20 protein-coding genes are annotated in these 20,526 nt (G+C 46.6%); 12 read left to right on the top strand and 8 right to left on the bottom strand.

Going from position 1 to position 20,526, the window contains the following annotated elements:
• Positions 1-14: 14 nt before the first annotated feature.
• The 5 genes from UNITIG_RS10500 to hemE all read left to right on the top strand — a co-directional run bounded on the left by UNITIG_RS10500 (position 15) and on the right by hemE (position 6,905).
• Positions 15-2,225, top strand: a complete 2,211-nt coding sequence (locus UNITIG_RS10500; RefSeq protein WP_101758332.1) for a type IV pilus secretin PilQ — start codon at positions 15-17, stop codon at positions 2,223-2,225.
• A 50-nt stretch (positions 2,226-2,275) separates the two neighbouring features.
• Positions 2,276-2,758 (top strand): shikimate kinase AroK, encoded by a 483-nt coding sequence (gene aroK, locus UNITIG_RS10495; protein ID WP_101758331.1) that lies wholly within the window; start codon positions 2,276-2,278, stop codon positions 2,756-2,758.
• Between the two features lie 136 nt (positions 2,759-2,894).
• Positions 2,895-3,974, top strand: coding sequence for a 3-dehydroquinate synthase (gene aroB, locus UNITIG_RS10490; protein ID WP_101758330.1), 1,080 nt, complete (start codon positions 2,895-2,897; stop codon positions 3,972-3,974).
• A 45-nt stretch (positions 3,975-4,019) separates the two neighbouring features.
• Positions 4,020-5,603 (top strand): SPOR domain-containing protein, encoded by a 1,584-nt coding sequence (locus tag UNITIG_RS10485; protein ID WP_101758329.1) that lies wholly within the window; start codon positions 4,020-4,022, stop codon positions 5,601-5,603.
• Between the two features lie 234 nt (positions 5,604-5,837).
• Positions 5,838-6,905, top strand: a complete 1,068-nt coding sequence (gene hemE, locus UNITIG_RS10480; RefSeq protein ID WP_101758328.1) for a uroporphyrinogen decarboxylase — start codon at positions 5,838-5,840, stop codon at positions 6,903-6,905.
• Between the two features lie 35 nt (positions 6,906-6,940).
• On the opposite strand, the gene UNITIG_RS10475 is transcribed toward hemE, so the two are convergent.
• Positions 6,941-7,516, bottom strand: coding sequence for a DUF4136 domain-containing protein (locus UNITIG_RS10475; protein WP_101758327.1), 576 nt, complete (start codon positions 7,514-7,516; stop codon positions 6,941-6,943).
• Between the two features lie 171 nt (positions 7,517-7,687).
• Between UNITIG_RS10475 and UNITIG_RS10470 the strand changes: the two genes are divergently transcribed.
• Positions 7,688-7,927: a GrxA family glutaredoxin gene (locus UNITIG_RS10470; protein WP_101758326.1), complete on the top strand. Its 240-nt coding sequence runs from the start codon at positions 7,688-7,690 to the stop codon at positions 7,925-7,927.
• A gap of 87 nt (positions 7,928-8,014) precedes the next feature.
• Positions 8,015-8,803, top strand: a complete 789-nt coding sequence (locus tag UNITIG_RS10465; protein WP_101758325.1) for a M48 family metallopeptidase — start codon at positions 8,015-8,017, stop codon at positions 8,801-8,803.
• 7 nt (positions 8,804-8,810) lie between these two features.
• On the opposite strand, the gene cysE is transcribed toward UNITIG_RS10465, so the two are convergent.
• The gene (gene cysE / locus UNITIG_RS10460; RefSeq protein ID WP_101759255.1) at positions 8,811-9,632 is read right to left on the bottom strand and encodes a serine O-acetyltransferase; all 822 of its coding nucleotides are present in this window, start codon (positions 9,630-9,632) and stop codon (positions 8,811-8,813) included.
• Positions 9,633-9,748: 116 nt separating this feature from the next.
• Positions 9,749-10,411, bottom strand: a complete 663-nt coding sequence (locus UNITIG_RS10455; RefSeq protein WP_235015348.1) for a tRNA (guanosine(46)-N(7))-methyltransferase TrmB — start codon at positions 10,409-10,411, stop codon at positions 9,749-9,751.
• Positions 10,412-10,641: 230 nt separating this feature from the next.
• Between UNITIG_RS10455 and UNITIG_RS10450 the strand changes: the two genes are divergently transcribed.
• Entirely contained in the window at positions 10,642-11,364 is a 723-nt protein-coding gene (locus UNITIG_RS10450) for a DapH/DapD/GlmU-related protein (protein WP_101759254.1), read from the top strand.
• 4 nt (positions 11,365-11,368) lie between these two features.
• Here UNITIG_RS10450 and UNITIG_RS10445 read toward each other — a convergent pair whose 3' ends face one another.
• The 5 genes from UNITIG_RS10445 to UNITIG_RS10425 form a co-directional block, all read right to left on the bottom strand.
• Positions 11,369-12,349, bottom strand: a complete 981-nt coding sequence (locus tag UNITIG_RS10445) for a serine/threonine protein kinase (RefSeq protein WP_101758323.1) — start codon at positions 12,347-12,349, stop codon at positions 11,369-11,371.
• A complete protein-coding gene (modC, locus tag UNITIG_RS10440) occupies positions 12,346-13,428 on the bottom strand; it encodes a molybdenum ABC transporter ATP-binding protein (RefSeq protein WP_101758322.1) in 1,083 nt (360 codons plus the stop codon). Before modC ends, UNITIG_RS10445 begins: the two co-directional genes overlap by 4 nt.
• A complete protein-coding gene (gene modB / locus UNITIG_RS10435) occupies positions 13,425-14,120 on the bottom strand; it encodes a molybdate ABC transporter permease subunit (protein WP_101758321.1) in 696 nt (231 codons plus the stop codon). The genes modC and modB overlap by 4 nt, the downstream gene beginning before the upstream one ends.
• Before the next feature lie 18 nt (positions 14,121-14,138).
• Positions 14,139-14,900 (bottom strand): molybdate ABC transporter substrate-binding protein, encoded by a 762-nt coding sequence (gene modA / locus UNITIG_RS10430; RefSeq protein WP_101758320.1) that lies wholly within the window; start codon positions 14,898-14,900, stop codon positions 14,139-14,141.
• A gap of 98 nt (positions 14,901-14,998) precedes the next feature.
• Positions 14,999-15,715 (bottom strand): ComF family protein, encoded by a 717-nt coding sequence (locus UNITIG_RS10425; protein WP_101758319.1) that lies wholly within the window; start codon positions 15,713-15,715, stop codon positions 14,999-15,001.
• A gap of 150 nt (positions 15,716-15,865) precedes the next feature.
• On the opposite strand from UNITIG_RS10425, the gene bioB reads away from it, so the two are divergent.
• From bioB to bioD, 4 genes are read left to right on the top strand one after another with little or no spacing between them, the layout of a single operon-like run.
• Entirely contained in the window at positions 15,866-16,936 is a 1,071-nt protein-coding gene (gene bioB, locus UNITIG_RS10420) for a biotin synthase BioB (RefSeq protein WP_369809160.1), read from the top strand.
• Positions 16,937-16,966: 30 nt separating this feature from the next.
• Positions 16,967-18,127 carry an 8-amino-7-oxononanoate synthase gene (gene bioF, locus UNITIG_RS10415; protein WP_101758318.1) on the top strand — a complete coding sequence of 387 codons (1,161 nt, stop codon included), beginning with the start codon at positions 16,967-16,969 and terminating at the stop codon, positions 18,125-18,127.
• Positions 18,124-19,716, top strand: a complete 1,593-nt coding sequence (gene bioC, locus UNITIG_RS23560; RefSeq protein ID WP_200821268.1) for a malonyl-ACP O-methyltransferase BioC — start codon at positions 18,124-18,126, stop codon at positions 19,714-19,716. The genes bioF and bioC overlap by 4 nt, the downstream gene beginning before the upstream one ends.
• A 10-nt stretch (positions 19,717-19,726) precedes the next feature.
• Complete coding sequence (gene bioD, locus UNITIG_RS10405) at positions 19,727-20,416, top strand: dethiobiotin synthase (RefSeq protein ID WP_101759252.1); 690 nt, start codon at positions 19,727-19,729, stop codon at positions 20,414-20,416.
• Positions 20,417-20,526 lie beyond the last annotated feature (110 nt).

Below are 20,526 nucleotides of genomic sequence, written 5' to 3'. Positions count from 1 at the left end.
GAGTGGAGACTTCCATGGAAACTGCATACAGACATATGAACTCTGGTAATGGAGTGCAAATCCTGCCCAGAAAAGCCTTTAAGGTTTTAACGGTTCTGTCAGTAGTATTATGCGCATTAGTGGTAAATGTGGCACATGCTGCCAATACAAATCTAACTGATGTTGAATTCAGTTCCCAGCCTGGTGGCCGCTTTGAGGTGCGTCTCGACTTTGATGGTGTTCCCCCGGAGCCAAAAGGTTATAACATTGAAAAGCCTGCGCGTATTGCGTTAGACCTGGTAGGCGTTTCCAGTAAGCTTGAGCAAAAAAAGTTTCCTCTTTCTTATGGTAATGCCAGTAGCGCAGTAATTCTTGAGTCCGGTGGTCGTACCCGGATGATCTTGAATTTGGTTGAGCTTGCGCCTTACAAAACCCGGGTTGAAGGCAATAGTTTGTATGTTGAGGTGGGTGATTCCGGTGTTAGGGATTATTTAAAACCGACTAAAGATAATACTGCATTAGCTGTTGCCACTAAGGCGGCAGCAGTTGCCGCCGGTAATGAAATAGTAGATGTTGATTTTAAACGAGGCGACGATGGTGAAGGCCGCTTGGTTATTAATTTGGCCAATCCTAAAGTAGGAATCAATGTTTTCGTTGAAGGTGGTTTCATCAAGGTTGATTTTGATCAAGTGAGTTTGCCTGAACGTTTACAGCGTCGTTATGATGTTAGCGATTTTGCCACTCCGGTGCAGGTAGTTGAGGCTCAGCCTAGTGAAAAAGGTGCATTGTTTTCACTGAAAGCTACAGGCGACTATGACTATCTCGCTTATCAGACTGATAATGAATACGTTGTTAGTGTTAAACCATTAACGCCTGAAGAGCTAGAGTTAAAGCAAAAAGAATTTGCTTATGTTGGCGAAAAGCTGTCACTTAACTTTCAGGATATTGAGGTTCGAGCGGTATTACAGTTAATTGCTGACTTTACTAGCTTGAACTTGGTTGCCAGTGATACCGTCTCAGGTCGGATTACCTTGCGTTTGCAAAATGTTCCTTGGGATCAGGCGCTGGATTTGGTATTGAAAACCAAAGGTTTGGATAAGCGTCAAAATGGTAATGTATTAATGGTTGCTCCCGCCGCAGAGATTGCAGAAAGAGAGCGCCAGGAAATTGAAAATAACAAACAAATTGAAGAATTAGCACCACTGCAAACCGAATACATCCGAATTCGCTACGCTGAAGCTAAAGAGATTTATAAGTTGTTTGGCACTGCGGGTGGCGAGGGTAGTGAGGTTTCTACCACCAGTTTATTGTCTCCTCGTGGCAGTGTGATTGTCGATGAACGTACTAACTCATTATTAGTAACAGAGACCGCTCAAAAGCTTGAAGATTTTCGTCGAGTAGTCCGCTTGCTGGATGTACCAGTGCGTCAGGTGTTGGTTGAAGCAAGAATTGTTATTGCGAATTCCAGCTTTGATGAAGAACTAGGTGTACAGTGGGGTGCTGCGGGCATTAATGCTACTAACAGTGGTGATGATTTAGTGTTCTTTGGTGGTAATACGGGCTCGGTGATAGATAGTATTAACTCTGTTGCACAGGCCTCACTCGATGTGGCGAATGGTGAAGATTTATCTGAACCCATTTTAATTCCGGATGCATTAAATGTGGATCTTGGTGTTGCAAACCCTACCGGTAGCCTGGCAGTTGGTTTCGTAAACGAAGATGTACAAATTCAGATGGAGTTAAATGCGCTGGAATCTAAAGGGCGCGGTGAAATCGTGTCGCAGCCCAAGGTAATTACCGGTGACAAACAAGAAGCCGTTATAAAGTCGGGTTCAGAAGTGCCTTATCAAGAGTCTTCGGCAAATGGTGAAACTACGGTTTCGTTTAAAGAAGCGGTGTTGAAGCTGCAAGTAACACCCAGTATTACGCCTGATGACCGCATTATTATGAAGCTTTCAATTAATCAGGATTCGATTGGTGATCTGGTGCCTTCTGGTAACGGTGGTACTGTGCCTACAATCGACACTACCGAATTGACTACGCAGGTGTTGGTCGGCAATGGTGAGACTGTTGTGCTAGGTGGTGTATTCCGTACCGTTGATGTTGAGTCGGAATCCAAAGTACCTGTGTTGGGTGATATCCCTTACTTGGGGCGTTTGTTCACCAATACCTCAGTTACCCAGGAAAAAACTGAGACGTTAATATTTATTACGCCAAGAATTTTGGCGGATACTTTGATTGATTAATATTCTGTTGTACCTATGAAATCCTCTTCAAATGTCTTTCTTATCGGCCCATGGGGGCCGGTAAATCCACTATTGGTCGCTTGTTAGCGGCTGATTTGCGTTTGGAATTTAAAGATACTGATAAAGAGATTGAAGACCGTAGTGGTGTAGATATCCCCTGGATCTTCGATATGGAAGGTGAGGAAGGTTTTCGTAACCGCGAAGCAGCTATGCTGGATGAATTAAGTCAGCTGGACAAAACATTGCTTGCTACCGGCGGCGGTATTGTATTGATGCCTGAAAATCGGCGTGTGTTATCCAGTCGGGGTCGGGTGGTATATTTAATGACTTCGATAGAAGAGCAGGTTCGTCGCACCGCTCGCGATACCAAGCGCCCTCTGCTAAATAGCGATAACCCTAAACAAGTGCTAACGGATTTAATGACCCAGCGTCATGAGCTGTATCAGGAAATTGCCGATTATGTGATCGATACGGATAGACGCAGCCCGAAATCAGTCGCGCAAGAGCTGGCTGAAATGTTAAGTGGTATATAGCGCTAGAGAGCATCTTTTTTATCTTAAGTGTGTCAGCTATGTTATAAAACTATTGAGTAGGTGTTTTATCCTATTTACACTTAAATGCTGAAACCTTCAAAACAAAATTATCTACAGCCGTTGCGCTAGAAAATCTATGCAAACTCTTAACGTTGACTTGGGTGATCGTAGTTACCCTATTTATATTGGCGAGGATTTACTGACTCAGCCTGAGTTATTGCGCCAGCATATTCAAGGGCGTCAGGTGTTGGTAGTGACTAATGAAACGATCGCGCCGCTGTATTTGGAGCAGGTTCGTCAATCGCTGGCTGGATTGCAATATTCTGAAGTGATATTGCCAGATGGGGAGCAGCATAAAACTCTCGGGGTATTAAGTCGAATTTACGATCAGTTATTGATTGATAAGCACAATCGAACGACAACTTTGATTGCTCTGGGTGGCGGCGTTGTTGGTGATATGACCGGTTATGCCGCAGCGAGTTATCAGCGCGGCGTAAATTTCATCCAAATTCCGACCACCTTGTTATCACAAGTGGATTCCTCAGTGGGCGGGAAGACAGGCGTCAATCATCCCTTAGGTAAGAATATGATCGGCGCGTTTCATCAGCCGCAATGTGTTATTGCTGATACCAATAGCTTGTTAACACTACCCGCCAGAGAGTTGTCAGCGGGTATCGCCGAAGTCATTAAATACGGTTTGATTTGTGATGCCCCTTTTTACAGTTGGCTGCAAGAAAATATGGCGGGATTGGTGCAATGTGATAAACCGTTGTTAGCTGAAGCGATTTTGCGTTCTTGCGAAAATAAAGCAAAAGTTGTGGCCAGTGATGAAAGAGAATCTGGCATTCGCGCGATTTTAAATTTAGGTCACACTTTTGGCCATGCGATTGAAACTGCACAAGGTTATGGGAATTGGTTACACGGAGAGGCTGTCGCAGTGGGAATGCTGCTAGCAGCTGACTTGTCTGCCCGAATGGGTTGGTTGCAGTCAGCGGATGTGCTGTCTATAAAGGGCTTATTAGAGCAAGCTAACTTGCCAGTAGTGCCACCAACGATGAGTTGCGAACAGTTTTTATCGCTAATGGCGGTAGATAAAAAAGTGTTGGATGGACGTCTGCGCCTGGTGTTATTAAAGTCGATGGGTGAAGCGATCATCACCAGCGAAGTCAGTGAAGCTGATGTGCGAGCCACTCTGGTTACTTCAGGGGTGGCGTAATAAACACTTCGTGCTATGTTTTGATTGAATTAACACGAGTAGGCAATGATGCCAGTAACAACTAGCTACAATTCAGATCATTATGTGCAGCGGCTTGATCTAAGTGCTGACCCTTTCGCCGATGATTTCGAATCCGATTATTTTTACAGTGGCGCTCAGCGACGCCAGATTCTCGATCAGCTAATTCACTTTAGTCGCTTTAGCGATCAAGTAGTGTTGTTGGTTGGAGCGACGGGCAGCGGGACTTCATGGTTAGTCGATCACGCCTATAGTCAGCTTGCTGACGTTATGGATTGTTGTTTTGTTGATGCGGAAACTGCCATGTCAGACCAGCAGTTGATGGCCTCGGTAAATGAACAATTACAGCTGAATTTAAATACACCTATTACCGCCGCTGAATTTATTGCTGCAGTTCAAGCCATTACTCATATCGATGACGAGCCAGAGCCCATTCTCTTGGTGATCGATCAAGCACATTACATGTCGTTGGAAAGTTATGTGCTGCTGCGTGAATTAGTTCAGCAGAACGGAGATTTTGTGCGTTTGCTGATGGTAGGTGAGTATCAGGTCGAACAGTTAGCGGTGTTAAGTCAGTTTGATAAACAGCAAATAAAACGGTTGGAGCTCGAACCGTTGACGCTAGAAGAGACGGGCAATTATCTGCAGGGTTTGTTGCAGTCGGTAGGTTATGCCGGGGAGCAGCCTTTGGGGGCGGATCAACTGGCGGTTCTGCATGAGCAGTCCGGAGGAAATTTGGCTGAAATTGATCAGCTACTCCCGACCTTATTATCGGGTAATGTTTCTGAGCAGCAATCCAGCTTGGGTCGTGCTATTCCGGTAACGCATTTTGCTGTCATTGGCCTGCTGCTAATGGCATTGCTATTGGCTTGGCTATACCAGTCCCCGATGAATGACGTGATTAATAGTGATGATGAAAAGGAAGCTGAGAAACTGATCGCTAAAATACCTGCGGAAAAAAATAGTAATGGTATGGTTCAAAGACAAGTTACCCTGCCGCCCGCGAATAAGTCACCTTCTGCTGTTGCGTCTAAACCTATTGCGACCATCCAGTCGCTTAAAGAAGTGCCCGGCGAAGACGCCCCTAAAAAACAGGTTGTTACCGCGAAGCCTTTACCGGTGAATGAGCGGCAAGTAGCTAAGTCACCTGTCGTTGAAAAGTTACCCGCGCAGGAAGCCGCAAAAGTTGAAGAAAAAATCAGCGCTGCAAAGTCAGAGCCAACAGTTGCGAAGGTCTCTGCCAAACCGGTTGCTAAAGTTATTGAGTCCGCACCGATTAAAAAAGCTGTGGCTGCTAAGCCGAAAGTACCTGCACGTGAACAGCGCTTATTAGGTATGCCTGCGAGTAGTTATGTGCTGCAGCTGATGGGGTCAGTTGATGAAAAGCGGGTGAAAGATTTTGTTAAGCCCTACGAAGGTAGACTGCCAATAACCTATTTTGAAACACAGCTAAAGGGAAAGCCCTGGTTTGTTGCATTGGCGGCACCCTATAGCAATAAAGCGGAAGCCTTGGCTGCAAGCAAAGTATTACCGTTAGAGTTGCAAAAGCTGCGGCCTTGGGCCAGAAGTATAGAGGGTATACAGGCCGATATCCGTAAACATCGCCGTTAACCGGTGCTGAGAAAGCGTCAGCCGATTATTGTTCCTGCCTACTTATCTTATTTGTTCCCCTTGGGGCATGCGTGTAGAATGGCCCCGATTTTAAGGCCTCCGTTCATACGGGTGCCGATTGCCGCCGTATATTTTTGATTTTAAAGCTTTTTTTGCAGCGGTTGGCTGCTGGCTTTAAAGGATGAATATCGTATTCTGAACACTACTTTCAATTCGACTGGATAGCCTACCCCTATGGCAGAACTAAAAAACGACCGTTTCCTTCGTGCTTTATTAAAGCAGCCTGTTGATGTCACCCCGGTGTGGATGATGCGTCAAGCGGGTCGCTATTTACCTGAATATCGCGCCAGTCGTTCCAAGGCCGGTGATTTTATGTCGCTGTGTATGAATCCTGAGTTTGCCTGTGAAGTCACTATGCAACCGCTGGAGCGATATCCATTAGATGCGGCGATTTTATTTTCAGATATTTTAACCATTCCGGATGCCATGGGGTTGGGCTTGTATTTTGAAACTGGCGAAGGTCCGCGTTTTAAGAAGACTGTACGCACAGCGGCGGATGTTGCAGCGTTGCCGATACCTGATCCGCAAAAAGATTTAGGTTATGTCATGGATGCGGTCAGCACTATTCGCAAAGAATTAAATGGACGCGTACCGTTAATTGGTTTTGCCGGCAGCCCCTGGACGTTAGCTACTTATATGGTTGAAGGTGGATCCTCCAAGGATTTTCGTCTGGCTAAGGCATTAGCGTTTAATGAGCCGGCAACGATGCATGCATTGCTGGAGAAGTTGGCACAAAGTGTCACCAGTTATTTGAATGGTCAAATAAAAGCGGGCGCACAAGCTGTACAGATTTTTGACACCTGGGGCGGTGCATTAAGCCACAGTGCTTATCAGGAATTTTCGCTGGCCTACATGAAAAAAATTGTTGATGGTTTGATTCGTGAGAATGACGGTCGTGAAGTGCCAGTCATTCTATTTACTAAAAATGGTGGGCAGTGGTTGGAGTCAATTGCAGCCACAGGCGCTACCGCATTAGGCTTGGACTGGACCACGGATATTGGTAATGCCAGGCAGCGCGTTGGCGATCAAGTGGCTTTGCAGGGCAATATGGACCCCACCATGCTCTATGCGTCACCTCAGCGTATTCGCGAAGAGGTGGCAGCAATTTTATCCCGTTATGGTCAAGGCACTGGTCATGTGTTCAATTTGGGGCATGGTATTACACCGGAAGTCGATCCGGAGAACGCCGGTGTTTTTATTGAATCAGTGCACGAGTTGTCGGCGCAATACCACAATAATTAAAAGGCCTTGCCTGTTATTTGTCCTTGGTAGCGGACTTAGTTCGCTTTAGTGCCAGGCGGATAGAAGGTAAAAATCTCTTCAATAGCGGCATTCATTATCGCAGTAATTTGTTCAGGAGATTCATCGCCCACGGTGAGGTTTTTGGTGGCGCGCCATTTTAATGTTTTGTCGCTTGGGTTTAGCATATCAATAACGATTTGAATTTCTTTGACCACTTTGTCCCCGCCTAGTGGAAAACTTAACGCCAGCCCCATCGCGGTATTTCCACTGCTACTTCCCCCTAAGCCAATACTGGCACCAGTCTCTGAGGGCTTGTCCTTTATTTGGCTGCTAACGTGATAGCTGACGATAATGTTTGCGGCTTGCTCTGCGGTTTCTTCGATTAACCCTTCTTTTGATAGTTCAGCTTGAAGTGCTTTCCGGGTACGTTCATCCAGCAAGGGATCAAAATCTTTATCATTGGCTTTTTGTGGCTGCAGTTGGTAATGACGTAAATTGGAAAAGTCAGCAGAGGTATCATAATCAACAACGACATTGCTACTCTGGCAGCCGGTCAATATTACTAAGCTACCAATAAAGACTAATTTAAAAATAGTACTGATGCGCAACATAGTTTAACCATGGGTTAGAGAGTGGTATTTACAATATAAGCGATGGCAGCAAGATCGGCAATCGGGAAATTGCCATAGTTATTCTAAATGGAGTCGATGAAAACAATTGATTATAAATATCATTAGTTTGCTTCGATACTAGTCACTTATTCTCTAGTGAGGTTAGTGGTTATGGATCGTTTTACTATTTTTGGTAAGCAAAGTTGCGGCTTTTGCAGGCGGGCCAAAGAAGTCTGTGATATTAGGGGCTTGGCATACCGTTATGTTGATATTGAGCAGGAAAAAATTAGTCAGGCTGATTTGGAAAAAACTATCGGTAAACCGGTATCTACTGTGCCGCAAATTTTTCACGGTCAGCAATACATTGGTGGTTACGAGGCATTGATGGCATTTCTTGATGGCGCTTCCTGAAGCGGAAGCACGCAGTTAGTATTTGTTGTTTGGCGAAGGGAGAGATAAAATCTGTTGTACTCAAACTATAATTTTCTGAGAAATCCGATGAAACGCTATTTACTAATTGCAATAACTTCCATAGTTACCATTGCCTGTGCAACATCGCCAACAGGCCGTTCTCAATTTTTATTGATGTCTGATAACGATATGGCGCAAATGGGTGTCGCGGCCTTTACGGATATGAAGTCCAGCGGAAAGATTGATCAATCAAGCAGAACTAATCAATACGTGACCTGTGTGGCAGCTGCCATTACTAAAGTGCTGGATGCGCAGTATCAGCGCGATTGGGAGGTGGTTGTGTTTGAAGACGAAAGCGCTAACGCTTTTGCTTTGCCAGGTGGGAAAATCGGGGTGCATACCGGTTTATTAAAAGTAGCGGTTAATCAGCATCAGTTAGCATCGGTGATGGGGCATGAGGTTGGGCATGTAATGGCGCATCACGGTAATGAGCGCATGTCATTGCAATTCGCTTCACAGAGCAGCCAACAGTTATTAGGAGTGATGCTGCAGAATAACGAACAAAAGCCGTTATTGATGGCCGCGATGGGAGTAGGTGTGCAATTTGGTTTGCAGTTACCTTATAGCCGATCTCATGAGTCTGAAGCGGATTTAATCGGGTTGGACTTAATGGCTAAAGCGGGGTTTAAACCGGAGGCTAGTGTTGAGCTGTGGAAAAATATGGGAAAAAACTCTAAGGGCGCGCCGCCGGAATTTATGTCCACGCACCCGTCTCATAGTAGTCGTATTGATAATTTAACCCAGCACATGCCTGCAGCAAATACCTTATATCGGCAGGCACAGTTACAGGGTAATAAACCAAATTGTCAGCCGTAGATAGGCTTTATTCGCCGTCCATATCGCAGCTAATGCCATGATTCATATCGAGGGCAGGTTGTTCGCAGTTAGGGCGGCCTATCACTTTGGCTGGCACGCCGGCGACTGTGGTGTGCGCAGGCACTTCTTGTAATACCACACTGCCGGCACCAATTTTAGCGCCATTGCCGATTTTGATATTGCCGAGGATTTTTGCTCCTGCGCTAATGAGTACGCCGTCACCGACTTTGGGATGGCGGTCGCCTTCCTCTTTGCCGGTACCACCTAATGTAACTGATTGCATGATGGAAACATTATTGCCAACCACAGCGGTGGCGCCAATAACTATGCCCGTCGCATGATCCATTAAAATACCGTGGCCAATTTTCGCTGCCGGGTGAATGTCGACGCCGAACTCGGTAGAAATACAATTTTGCAAAAATAGGGCTAACTCGTGTCGGCCCTGTTGCCATAGCCAATGCGCGACGCGATAGGCTTGCAGTGCATGGAAACCTTTAAAGTACAGAAAAGGTTCGGAATAGTGGTTGCAGGCGGAGTCGCGTTCAACCACTGCGCGTAAATCGCAACGCATGGCCTTGCTGATCAGTGGATCAGCCTCAAGTGCTTGTTCAATGACTTCTCTTACCAGTAGCGCGGAGGCAGTGGGGCTGTCGAGCTTATACGCCAGGTGAAAACTGAGCGCGCACTCCAGCGATTTGTGGTTGAGAATGGTCGAGTGCAAAAAACTGGCAAGGATGGGTTCTTTGCTGATCGCCAGTTCAGTTTCCTGGCGGATTGTTTGCCAGATAGGATCGTTCTCAGCGGTGAGAGAAATTGCTGGTGTAGCCATGATGGAGTCCATCCGTATTTCGTTACTGCGTGTGTAATTGTGCCTGATTGTTGTTAGATTGGGGCAGTATACCTGCTATTCAAGGCGAGGACATTACCACTATTAGCTTAGCCGGGCTAATCCAGTTGGCATTGGCAGTACCATAGTTTTTGCCCGGACTCACTGTATTTACGCTCAAAAGGAGTGATTGATCGCGCAGGAGTATAGACGTGCGCTGTCGCCTTAAAGCCAGCAATGGAGAGTGCCTGAGCAAATTCTTCCACATAGATGGGCCAATTACTTCGCAGTTCAATTTTACCGCCTAACTGTATTAATGCAGGGAACAGTGGCGAACCATGTACCCGGCGTTTTAACTGCGCAGCTTTTGGCCAGGGATTGGGGTAAAGCAGAAAGTGTTGTTGCAGTCGCCAGCCGTCGGCAACGGCAAGCCGCCAGAAATCATCGATATCAGCTTGTAACAGATAATAGTTTTGAACATCGTTATTGGGAAAGTGTTGGCGATGTTTGTCTAACCGGTGGCTGGATTTATCGATGCCAATTACCAGTGCTTCCGGATGCGTTTTGGCAATATTAATAGTACTTTCACCAACACCGCAGAATGAGTCCAGAATAAGCGGGCCGCGATGTTGGGCCACAACCTGCTGGGCCTGTTCAAAGGCACGCAAACTGTAATCGGGAAACGGGCGTCGAAATGGGCTTTTTAAATGCCGCCGCACTATGGTGTCGAGCTTGTCGTGCACGCCTTGCTGGTTGCTGCTGATGATACGGGAGTTGTTCACGATATATGTCTGGACAGAAAAAATGCGATTATAGCAGAGTACTTGCTGCCAGCGTCTAATGTTAAAAGTTAGAGTTATCAATGAGCTGTTTATTTTCAATGGCTTTAAATATTGATCATTACTCAATAGCACCATCCTTGGATTATTCAAACATTCGGATATTGCGATTTTTAAATTTGGCTGTCACACTGCCCGCCTTCTCCCCTTCAATATGTTTACTGCATAAATTTATGAGACAAGATCGCCGCCCCTATTGGGTTAAAAAGAATTACCTCCGTTTTCGTCATTGGTATGCGGAACATTTTTTACGCCCGGCTTGTGATTATTTAGGTGAGCATCACACCATTATGAAACCCTGGTATGTCTCCATTTCTGGTCCCAATATTATTATTGGTAAGTGTGTGACGATTATCGCTGAGCCTAACCAGCGAGTGAAAATTGCGGTCTGGGGTAGAGAGCCGGATCAAGGTGAAATTAGCGTGGGTGATTATGTGTTAATCAGTCCTGGCTCCAGAATTTCGGCGGCGGATAAAATAGTGATTGGTAATAGTGTGATGCTAGCCAATGGTGTGTATATCACCGATTCGGATTGGCATGGTATTTATGATCGCACCAAACGTAGCGATGAAGTAACGCCAGTTATTATTGAAGACAATGTGTGGTTAGGTGATAACAGCGTGGTGCTGAAAGGTGTGAGGATAGGTGAAAACAGTATTGTTGCAGCCAACGCGGTAGTGACTAAAGATGTTCCTGCCAATGTAGTGGTGGCGGGAAATCCTGCCAAAGTTGTTAAAGAATTAGACGCGAAAAAAGGTTTTACCACCCGAGCTGATTTTTTTGCTGACCCGGAAGGTCAGGCCCGGTTTTTTGATTCGGTTGATAAAATGGTACTAAGTGATAACGGTTTTTTTAATTGGATTAGAGCGTTGTTATTTCCTACCCGCAAAGATTAAGAGTTTAAAAAAGTTGCAGTGCGGGTTCATTGAGCGCGGACAATTGTTCGCGCAATTCCAAAATATGATCAGACCAGTAGCGCTGGCTATTGAACCATGGAAAGTTGTGCGGGAAGGCGGGGTCTTGCCAACGCCTAGCTAGCCACGCACTGTAATGCATAATACGTAATGTGCGCATAGCCTCGATTAAATGTAGTTGGCGGGGGTCAAAGTCAAAAAATTCATTGTAACCTTCCACGACTTCAGACATGCCGGCGGTTTGCATTGGTCTATCGCCGGAAATAAACATCCATAAATCCTGAATAGCAGGTGCCATTCTGCTGTCATCAAGATCGACAAAATGTGGTGAGTCGCCACGCCATAAAATATTGCCTGAATGACAGTCGCCGTGAACCCGGATAGGGGTAAAGGGTGTTTCTTCAAAACGTATTTTTATCATGCGAATTAAATCTTCGCATAGGCTGGTATAAGGTAGTTTTAAATCGGTTGGAATAAACTGCTCGCTAATCAATTGGTAGCTGTCCTCGGCAAAGCTTTTGATATCAAGAGCGGGGCGGTGCTGAAAGTCTTTCAGTGCTCCCATCGCATGAATACGTCCCACTAAGCGGCCGAGTACTAACAGACTGTCCATGTCATCAAGTTCGGGCGCATGCCCGCCCTTGCGTTGATAGACTGAAAAACGAAAACCCTGATGTTGTAGCAGAGTTTCACCGTGCTGATTTCTATTGGGTGGCACAACAGGGATCTCGGCGTCAAACAGTTCATAGCTGAAATCATGTTCTTCCTGAATTTGCTCGTCGCTCCAGCGTTCAGGTCGATAAAATTTGGCAATAACCGGTTCACCATCGTCGATGCCAACCTGGTAAACACGATTTTCATAACTGTTTAGCGGAAATATTCGCATGTCACTTAAGCAGCCGGTGCTTTCCACGGCATCGATAACCAGCTCAGGGGTGAGTAGTTCATAAGGATGGGTTTTGCTCATAGGCTTGGGTTTTCACTGAGTAAGGCGACGGTTTTAATTTGCGCGTATACCGTTTGGCCGATGGTAAGTTGCAGTCGGTCAACGGATTTATGGGTGAGCCGAACGAGTAAGAATTGTTCGGAAACTTTTAAACGGATCAGTACCCGGGCAGCGGCAGACTGTTCTATGTCATCCACCGTCGCTGGTATAATATTTAAAATACTGGTTTGATCCGGTTTTTCCAGGGTGATGCTCACATCGCGAGCAGGAATGCGAACGGCAACGGCGTCGCCTATAGTGGCATGCATTTGGGTTAAGAACAGCGGTAATGTGTCATCAATTAATAATTCAGTGAGCTGATAGTGATTATCATGTTGCTGTACAGTTGCCATGATAATACTGGCGGCGTTTTCTTCATGGCTCAAACTTAAATCCAGTCGTGAACATAAATCCAGCAGCGGGCCCTGGGCAGTAATTTGCCCTTTCTCTATTAAGATTAATTGATCCGCTAATCGGCTTACTTCCTCTATGTTATGGCTGACATAGAGTGTGGGTGTAGGCAGTTGTTGATGGAGCCGTTGCAAGTGCTGCAAGATCACCGCTTTGTTTTTGCTGTCGAGCGATGCCAGCGGTTCATCCATTAATAACAACTGCGGGCTGCTGAGCAGGGCTCTGGCGATTGCAACCCGTTGCTGTTCGCCACCGGAAAGTTCGGTGCTATTTTTAGCGAGCAGCTCGCTTAGCTCAAACCATTCACTGACTTGCGCCATAGTCGGGCCGTTATTATTAAAGCGCCGTTGATAAGCAAAGTCCAAATTACCTTGCACAGTCAGGTGGGGAAACAGTCGGGCATCCTGAAAAACATAGGCAATCTGCCGCTGCTGGGTTGGTAAAAAATGATCGCCATGCTGCCAGTATTGATCGTTAAATTGTAACTGCCCTGGGGAATTTGGTTCCAGTCCGGCCAGCCAGCGCAACAGGGTGGTTTTGCCAGCGCCGCTATGCCCGTAGATGGCAGTGATGCCGGTAGTTTCGATAGTGGTATCAATCGTTAAACTAAAGTCCCTGCGATTAAGTTCCAGCTTGGCGATTAAACTCATGGTCGCAGACCTTTGTTAATAGTCAGCATTTGCGGACGATTGAGTTTATAAATCAGTGATAACAATAATAAAGAAAACAACACCAGCCCTGCAGCTAACCAATGGGCTTCGGCGTACTGCAAATTTTCTACCTTGTCATACAGCGCAATAGAGACCACTTGCGTTTCGCCAGGAATATTACCACCTATCATCAATACCACGCCGAACTCGCCTACGGTATGGGCAAAGCCCAAACTGGCCGCGGTAATAAAACTGCGTTTGCTCAGCGGTAGAATAATAGTTAGAAATTGGTCTTTAAAATCAGCGCCCATGGTGGCGGCTGCTTCCAGTAATTTATTCGGTAATTGTTCAAAGCACGCTTGCAGCGGCTGCACCACAAAGGGAAGTGAGTACAGCACCGAGCCAATGACCAAGGCATTAAAGGTAAAAGCGAGTGGTTGTCCGCTAACACTGAACCACAATTGTCCGAAGCTACTATTCGGTGAAAAAGCGAGCAGTAAATAAAAACCTATGACCGTCGGAGGCAGTACCAGCGGTAAGGCGATGATCGCTTCGAGCATCGGCTTTATTCGCCAGCGATTATGAGCCAGCCACCAAGCCAGAGGTGTGCCTAATGCCAATAAAATAATGGTAGTTACCGCTGCCAGCTTCAATGTGAGCAATATAGCGGCGATGTCTTGCGCTGGCAGCATAGTAATCTCAGTAAATACTCAATCAGGGATAGTATAACCGTGGCGTTGAATAATCGTTTTAGCTTGATCGGTTTTTAAAAAAGCTAAAAAAGCTATCGCCGCTGGATTGTTCTGGCCGGATTGTAGCAGGATCGCCTGTTGCTGTATTGGCTGGTACCAGTGTTGCGGTATGAGTTCGTAACTTAGTGTGGAATTTTTATCTTGCAAGCGCTGCGAAAGCGCGACAAATCCTACGTCAGTATTTCCTGTCATCACAAATTGAAATGTCTGACCGACATTATTACCCCGTATTATTTGTTGTTTGGGTAGTGGCCACAGTTTTAATGACGCCAAGGTCTGCTGGGCGGCAATACCGTAGGGTGCAGTGTCGGTATTAGCAATGGCGATCCTGCCTCCGGCGCTAACCAATTCGGTAAGGTAGTGGGTGAGTTGCTCGGGGTCATTTGCGGGAAGTTTTTTGGTGCTGGCTAGTACTAGTTGGCCCAAAGCATAAGTGAAGCGTGTTGGATTAAGTCCCAGGCCTTGTTGAGCTAGCAACTCAGGGTAGATCTCATTGGCCGATAGTATTGCGTGATAAGGCGCCCCTTGTTTAACCTGATTATAAAGTACGCCGCTGGCTGCATAAGTTTGGCTGATTTGATGGGGATACTGGCTTTCGAAAGCAGTGGTCAAATCGCGCATGGCAAATTGAAAATTACTGGCTGAGGCGATCAGGGCAGAATCAGCTTGGGTAAGCGTGATCCAGCACAGACTGATTAGCATGATAAGTGGTTTGAGCATAATGAAAAGCTTGGCCAGTGACAGGCGATCATTATAAAGAGGTCGCTGTGGAAAGCAGGTAAATTCTTTCGCCTGTCAGTGTTGAGTAGAGCTATCGGTTAAGTAGCTGTTCTGGCCAACACCCAGACATGTACTTCAGCTGCGCCAGCCTTTATTAATAACTGGCTGATTTCCCGCACGGTAGCGCCGGTGGTCATCACATCGTCAATCAGGGCTATGCGCTGCCCGACAATATCGGCCTTTACCGCAAAAGCACCCCTGAGATTACGCCGTCGTTGTTGCGCATTAAGGCTTTGCTGTGCTGGTGTGCGTTTATGGCGGATAAGACCGTGACGGAGTGGGATACCCAATTTTTGGCTTAGATCTTGGGCGAGGAGGTCGCTTTGGTTAAAACCGCGTATCAGGCGGCGGCTCCAATGCAGCGGTGTGGGCATGATGAGGTCGGGTAACTGACTGTGTAAGTAAGCACTTGCTATCATTCTTGTGTTTATAAAACATAGCGTTCTACCATAGCCGTAATGTTTATTGTGTTTAAGCCCGCTAATCATCTGGGCTATGGGTGGGCCATAGGCAAAGCTGGCAACGGTGCGGGCAAATGGCGGCGGGTGCTGTTGGCATAGGCCGCATTCCTTTGCTGATGGCTGGCTGAGTGGTAGCGCACAGCGCTGACAATGGTGGCCCAGCCAAGGTAGTTCTTGTTCACAAGCGGTGCAGAGGTCCAGTTGTTGTTGGCCATGGGCGGCACAGAGTATGCACTGGCTTAGCTGGCCTAAGGTAAGTAGCGGCTTGATTGAGTGGAAAAATCTGTTAACCATATCTATCCTTGTTGGTTGACAGCGAAGTCATAATCCTTATGATTGCGCTCACTTTAAGGCCTTGCCAGTGGCAATGCCAGCGTTCCTTTATCCTGAGTGTTACCGGTGTGGTGTAAGCCGCTCTAGCGCACTAATTATGTGGATTTATTGATGACAGCCCAAATGACTACAGCTAATCACGCTCTTCGCCACGACTGGACTTCAGCAGAGGTGCAGGCACTGTTTGAACAGCCATTCAATGATTTATTGTTTCAAGCGCAAACCCTCCACCGGCAGTATTTTGATCCGAATGAAGTACAAGTCAGTACGCTGCTGTCGATAAAGACTGGCGCTTGCCCCGAGGATTGTAAATATTGCCCGCAAAGTAATCGCTATGACACGGGGTTGGAAAAAGAAAAACTGATGGAAGTGGAAAAAGTATTGCAGGAAGCAAAAGCGGCCAAAGATACCGGTGCCACCCGTTTTTGTATGGGCGCGGCCTGGCGTTCACCGAAGAAAAAAGATATGCCCTACGTCACCGCGATGGTGAAAGGGGTTAAGGAAATGGGTTTGGAAACCTGCATGACATTGGGGATGTTGACCGCTGAACAGGCGACTGAATTAGAAGAGGCCGGTCTGGATTATTACAATCACAACCTTGATACATCGCCAGAATTTTACGGGGATATCATCACCACTCGCACCTATGCTGATCGATTAAACACTTTGGCCAATGTTCGTGAAGCCGGTATTAAAGTGTGTAGTGGTGGTATCGTTGGCATGGGGGAAACAGTAAAAGATCGCGCTGGTTTATTAATTCAATTAGCTAATATGCCGCAACATCCTGAATCGGTTCCGATCAATATGTTGGTAAAAGTGGAAGGCACACCAATGGCTGATCAGGCAGAGTTGGATCCTTTTGATTTTATTCGCACTATCGCGGTGGCGAGGATTTTAATGCCGGAATCCCATGTGCGTTTATCGGCGGGCCGTGAATCAATGAATGAAGAAATGCATGCGCTGGCGTATTTTGCCGGTGCTAATTCTATTTTTTATGGTGAGAAACTATTAACTACCGCTAACCCCGAAGCGAATAAAGATTTGCAGTTGTTTGAGCGACTGGGGATCAAACCAGAAGCGCGCGATGCCCAGCGCTGTGATGACGGCGAAGAAGACCGCTTGCGTGAGCAAATCCAGCAAGCGGAAAATGATAAGTACTTTTATAACGCCGCCCAAGCCTGATTTTATTGGTAACTTTATTGCTGATCAATTATGGCTGACTTTAGTGATTTAAGTTCAGCCCTGTCTGAACGCAAAGCCAATCACCTCTACCGACAGCGCCGGGAGCTAGCCACTGCTCAGGGCGCTACAGTAGTGGTGGAGGGTAAAACCTATATTAATTTCTGTAGTAATGATTACTTGGGCTTGGCCAATCATCCTGATGTGCTTGACGCTTTTCAGCAAGCGGCATCTGAATTTGGCGTGGGCAGCGGCTCCTCACATTTGGTGTGTGGACACAGCAGCTTACACCATCAATTAGAGCAACGATTGGCAGCTTTCTTGGGTCGCGATCGCGCGCTATTATTTTCAACCGGCTATATGGCTAATCTCGGCGTAATCAACGCGCTGCTGGGTAAAAATGATTTCATTTTTCAGGATAAATTGAATCACGCGTCTTTATTGGATGCGGGTTTATTATCTGGCGCGCGCTTTCAACGTTTTTTGCATAATGATATTGCGAGTCTTGAAACCAGGTTGCAAAAAGCTGACGCTGGCCGCAAGTTAATTGCGGTCGATGCGGTGTTTAGTATGGATGGCGATTTAGCGCCGTTGCAGGCATTGTCACAGTTGGCTGAGCAGTACGATGCCTGCCTGATGGCGGATGATGCGCATGGTGTTGGGGTGTTAGGTCAGCGGGGTGCAGGTTGTGCAGAGTTTTTCAATCTTGACCAGCAACAGCTGCCAATAGTGATGGGAACGCTGGGTAAAAGTTTTGGCAGCTTCGGCGCGTTTGTAGCGGGCAGTGAGGATTTAATCGAAACTTTAATTCAGTTTTCCAGGTCCTATATATACACCACGGCGTTACCGCCGGCGGTAGCTGCAGCCAGTTTGGCCAGTTTAAAAATTATTCAAAGTGATGCCGCGCGGCGTCAACATTTGCAGGCATTAATCGGCTTGTTTAAGGCGCAAGCGCAGGCGTTGGGTTTGCCGCTAATGCCCTCTGATACAGCTATTCAGCCATTATTAATTGGTAGTAGTGAGCAGGCGTTAGTCATCAGCGACGCGCTGGCAGCAAAAGGTTTTTTAATTAGTGCGATTCGTCCGCCGACAGTGCCTGCTAATTCTGCCCGGTTAAGAATTACTTTAACGGCGGCGCATACTGTACAACAACTTGAAGAATTATTATCAGCGTTAGCCGAGGTTGCGTGGTGACGTTACATTGCACTCGCTTAGCTGCTTTGGAAAACAAAGAGACCGCTTTGGATCTGGTGTTGCTGCATGGCTGGGGTATGGGTTCCAATGTGTGGCAAGGCTGGTTGCCGTTACTACGGCAGCGCTTTAATCTGCATTTAATTGACCTGCCAGGTTATGGTGGTAGCGATGAAAAAGTGCCATACCAATACGATGCAATCGTGGCTGCAATTATTAATGTGGCGCCGAGCAGTGGTATTTACCTGGGTTATTCACTGGGGGGAATGTTGGCTGTCAAGCTTGCAGCTCAGCACCCGGAAAAAGTAACAGCATTAATTTTGCTGGCAACGAATACAAAATTTGTTGCTGATGCACAATGGCCGTGGGCAATGCCGGAAACGGTATTCCAGCAATTTCATACTTCATTGAACGCAAAGCCTCAGCAAGCGCTGAGTCGTTTTATGGGCTTACAGATTCAAGGAGGGGGTGAGCAAAAAACGTTATTAAAAGCGATCAGGAGTTTAGCTGAGCCAGTTACTGATGGCACCCTGTGTTCCTCTTTGGATTTGCTCGCGTCGTTAAATATTACCGCCGATATTAATAGTTTAACTTTGCCGGCCTTGATGATGTTTGGTGAAAATGACAATTTGGTCCCGGTTGCAGTTGCTGAACATTTTTCTAATTTGGCACTGGATATCGAAACAGTGGAATCAGCTCCCCATGCATTTTTTATCAGTCATGCCCAAACAACCTTGGATAAAATCCAACAGTTTCTTGTTAAAAAAAATATTGCATCTTCATTAGCTCGTGACAAAAAGCAGGTTGCCCGATCGTTTAGTCGTGCGGCAGAGACCTACGATGGTGTGGCAGAATTTCAGCGTCTAGTAGGCAAAAGATTGCTGGATTTTTTGCCTGAAATAAACGCAGAGACAGTACTTGATTTGGGGTGCGGTACAGGTTTTTTTACCCCGCAGTTACAAAGTCATTATCCAGGTTCCAATATTGTTGGTTTGGATTTGGCTGAAGGTATGGTCAGATATAGTTCGGCCCGCCAGCTTGGTAATTGGTTGTGTGCTGATGCGGAAAGTTTACCCTTGGCCGCAAATAGCATCGATATAATTTATTCCAGTCTGGCTATCCAATGGTGTGAAAATAATACTGAATTATTTTCGGAGATTTTTCGGGTGCTTAAACCCGGCGGTCGTTTTATTTTTTCTACCTTGGGTCCTCAGAGCTTGCATGAATTACGTAGCGCGTGGTCGGTGGTGGATGATTATGTGCATGTGAATCGTTTTGCGGCCAAAGAATTGTTGCTGGTGGCGATCAAGCGGGCCGGCTTTGATAATCAACATAATAGCGCCTGGTTAGAGGAGATGATTACTTTGCAATACTCGTCACTGCGTGAATTAACCTGGGAGTTAAAGGGTATTGGTGCACATAATGTTAATAGTGGTCGTCCAGTCGGCTTAATGGGCAGGCAAAGAATGCAGGCATTTATGCAGGGTTACGAACAGCAGCGCAATAGTGAGGGCTTGTTACCAGCCAGTTATCAAGTCTGGTATGGCGTATTGGGTAAACCACTATTGAGCGATGTCATTGGGCAAAGCTGAGCATGAGCGTATGAGTAAACACCAATTTTTTATTGCCGGTACCGATACCGATGTTGGTAAAACCTTGATAGCGACGGCGATTTTACACGCAGCAAACCAGCAAGGCTTATCAACCCTGGCGTTAAAACCGGTAGCGGCTGGTTGTGAGCAAACCGGGCAGGGATTACGCAATAGTGATGCCCTGTTATTACAGCAAACCATGTCAATAGCGTTGCCCTATGAACAAGTAAACCCGGTCGCATTGCAAGCGGCCATCGCGCCCCATATTGCTGCCGAGCAAGAGGGCAAGCGCTTATCCTTGGCACGGTTAGTGGGTTTTTGCCGGGGCGCTTTAATGCAGCCGGCAGATTTTGCCCTTATCGAAGGTGCGGGGGGGTGGCGGGTGCCGCTGAATGCCAGAGAAACAATGGCTGGCTTGGCCAAGGAGCTCAACACCCCGGTTATTCTGGTGGTAGGGATGAAATTGGGCTGTATCAATCATGCTTTGCTGACCGCGGAGGCTATCGCTCATGATGGGGTGCCGCTGGCGGGCTGGGTGGCAAATCAGCTGGATGCTGAGATGCCTTGCTACCAAGAGAACATAAATACCCTCAAATCACTGCTGAGGGCCCCTTGTCTTGGTGAGGTTCCTCGGCTTGCGGAGCCTCGCGCAGATCTTGCCAGTAGCTACTTGAATATAGATTTGGTTATAAAGCGCTGATAGTTATAGCTAAATTATCTTGGGTAATAGTGCCGTATCGGCACTAGTCGATGGAACATTAGCGTTTTTTTTGCTTAAATAATAATCAAGATTAAGCGGCGCCTGTCAAT

The organism is Oceanicoccus sp. KOV_DT_Chl, from assembly GCF_900120175.1.
GTDB lineage: Bacteria > Pseudomonadota > Gammaproteobacteria > Pseudomonadales > Dasaniaceae > Oceanicoccus.
Note: the sequence above shows the minus strand (reverse complement) of the source record. Positions and strands in the feature narration are given on the sequence as shown.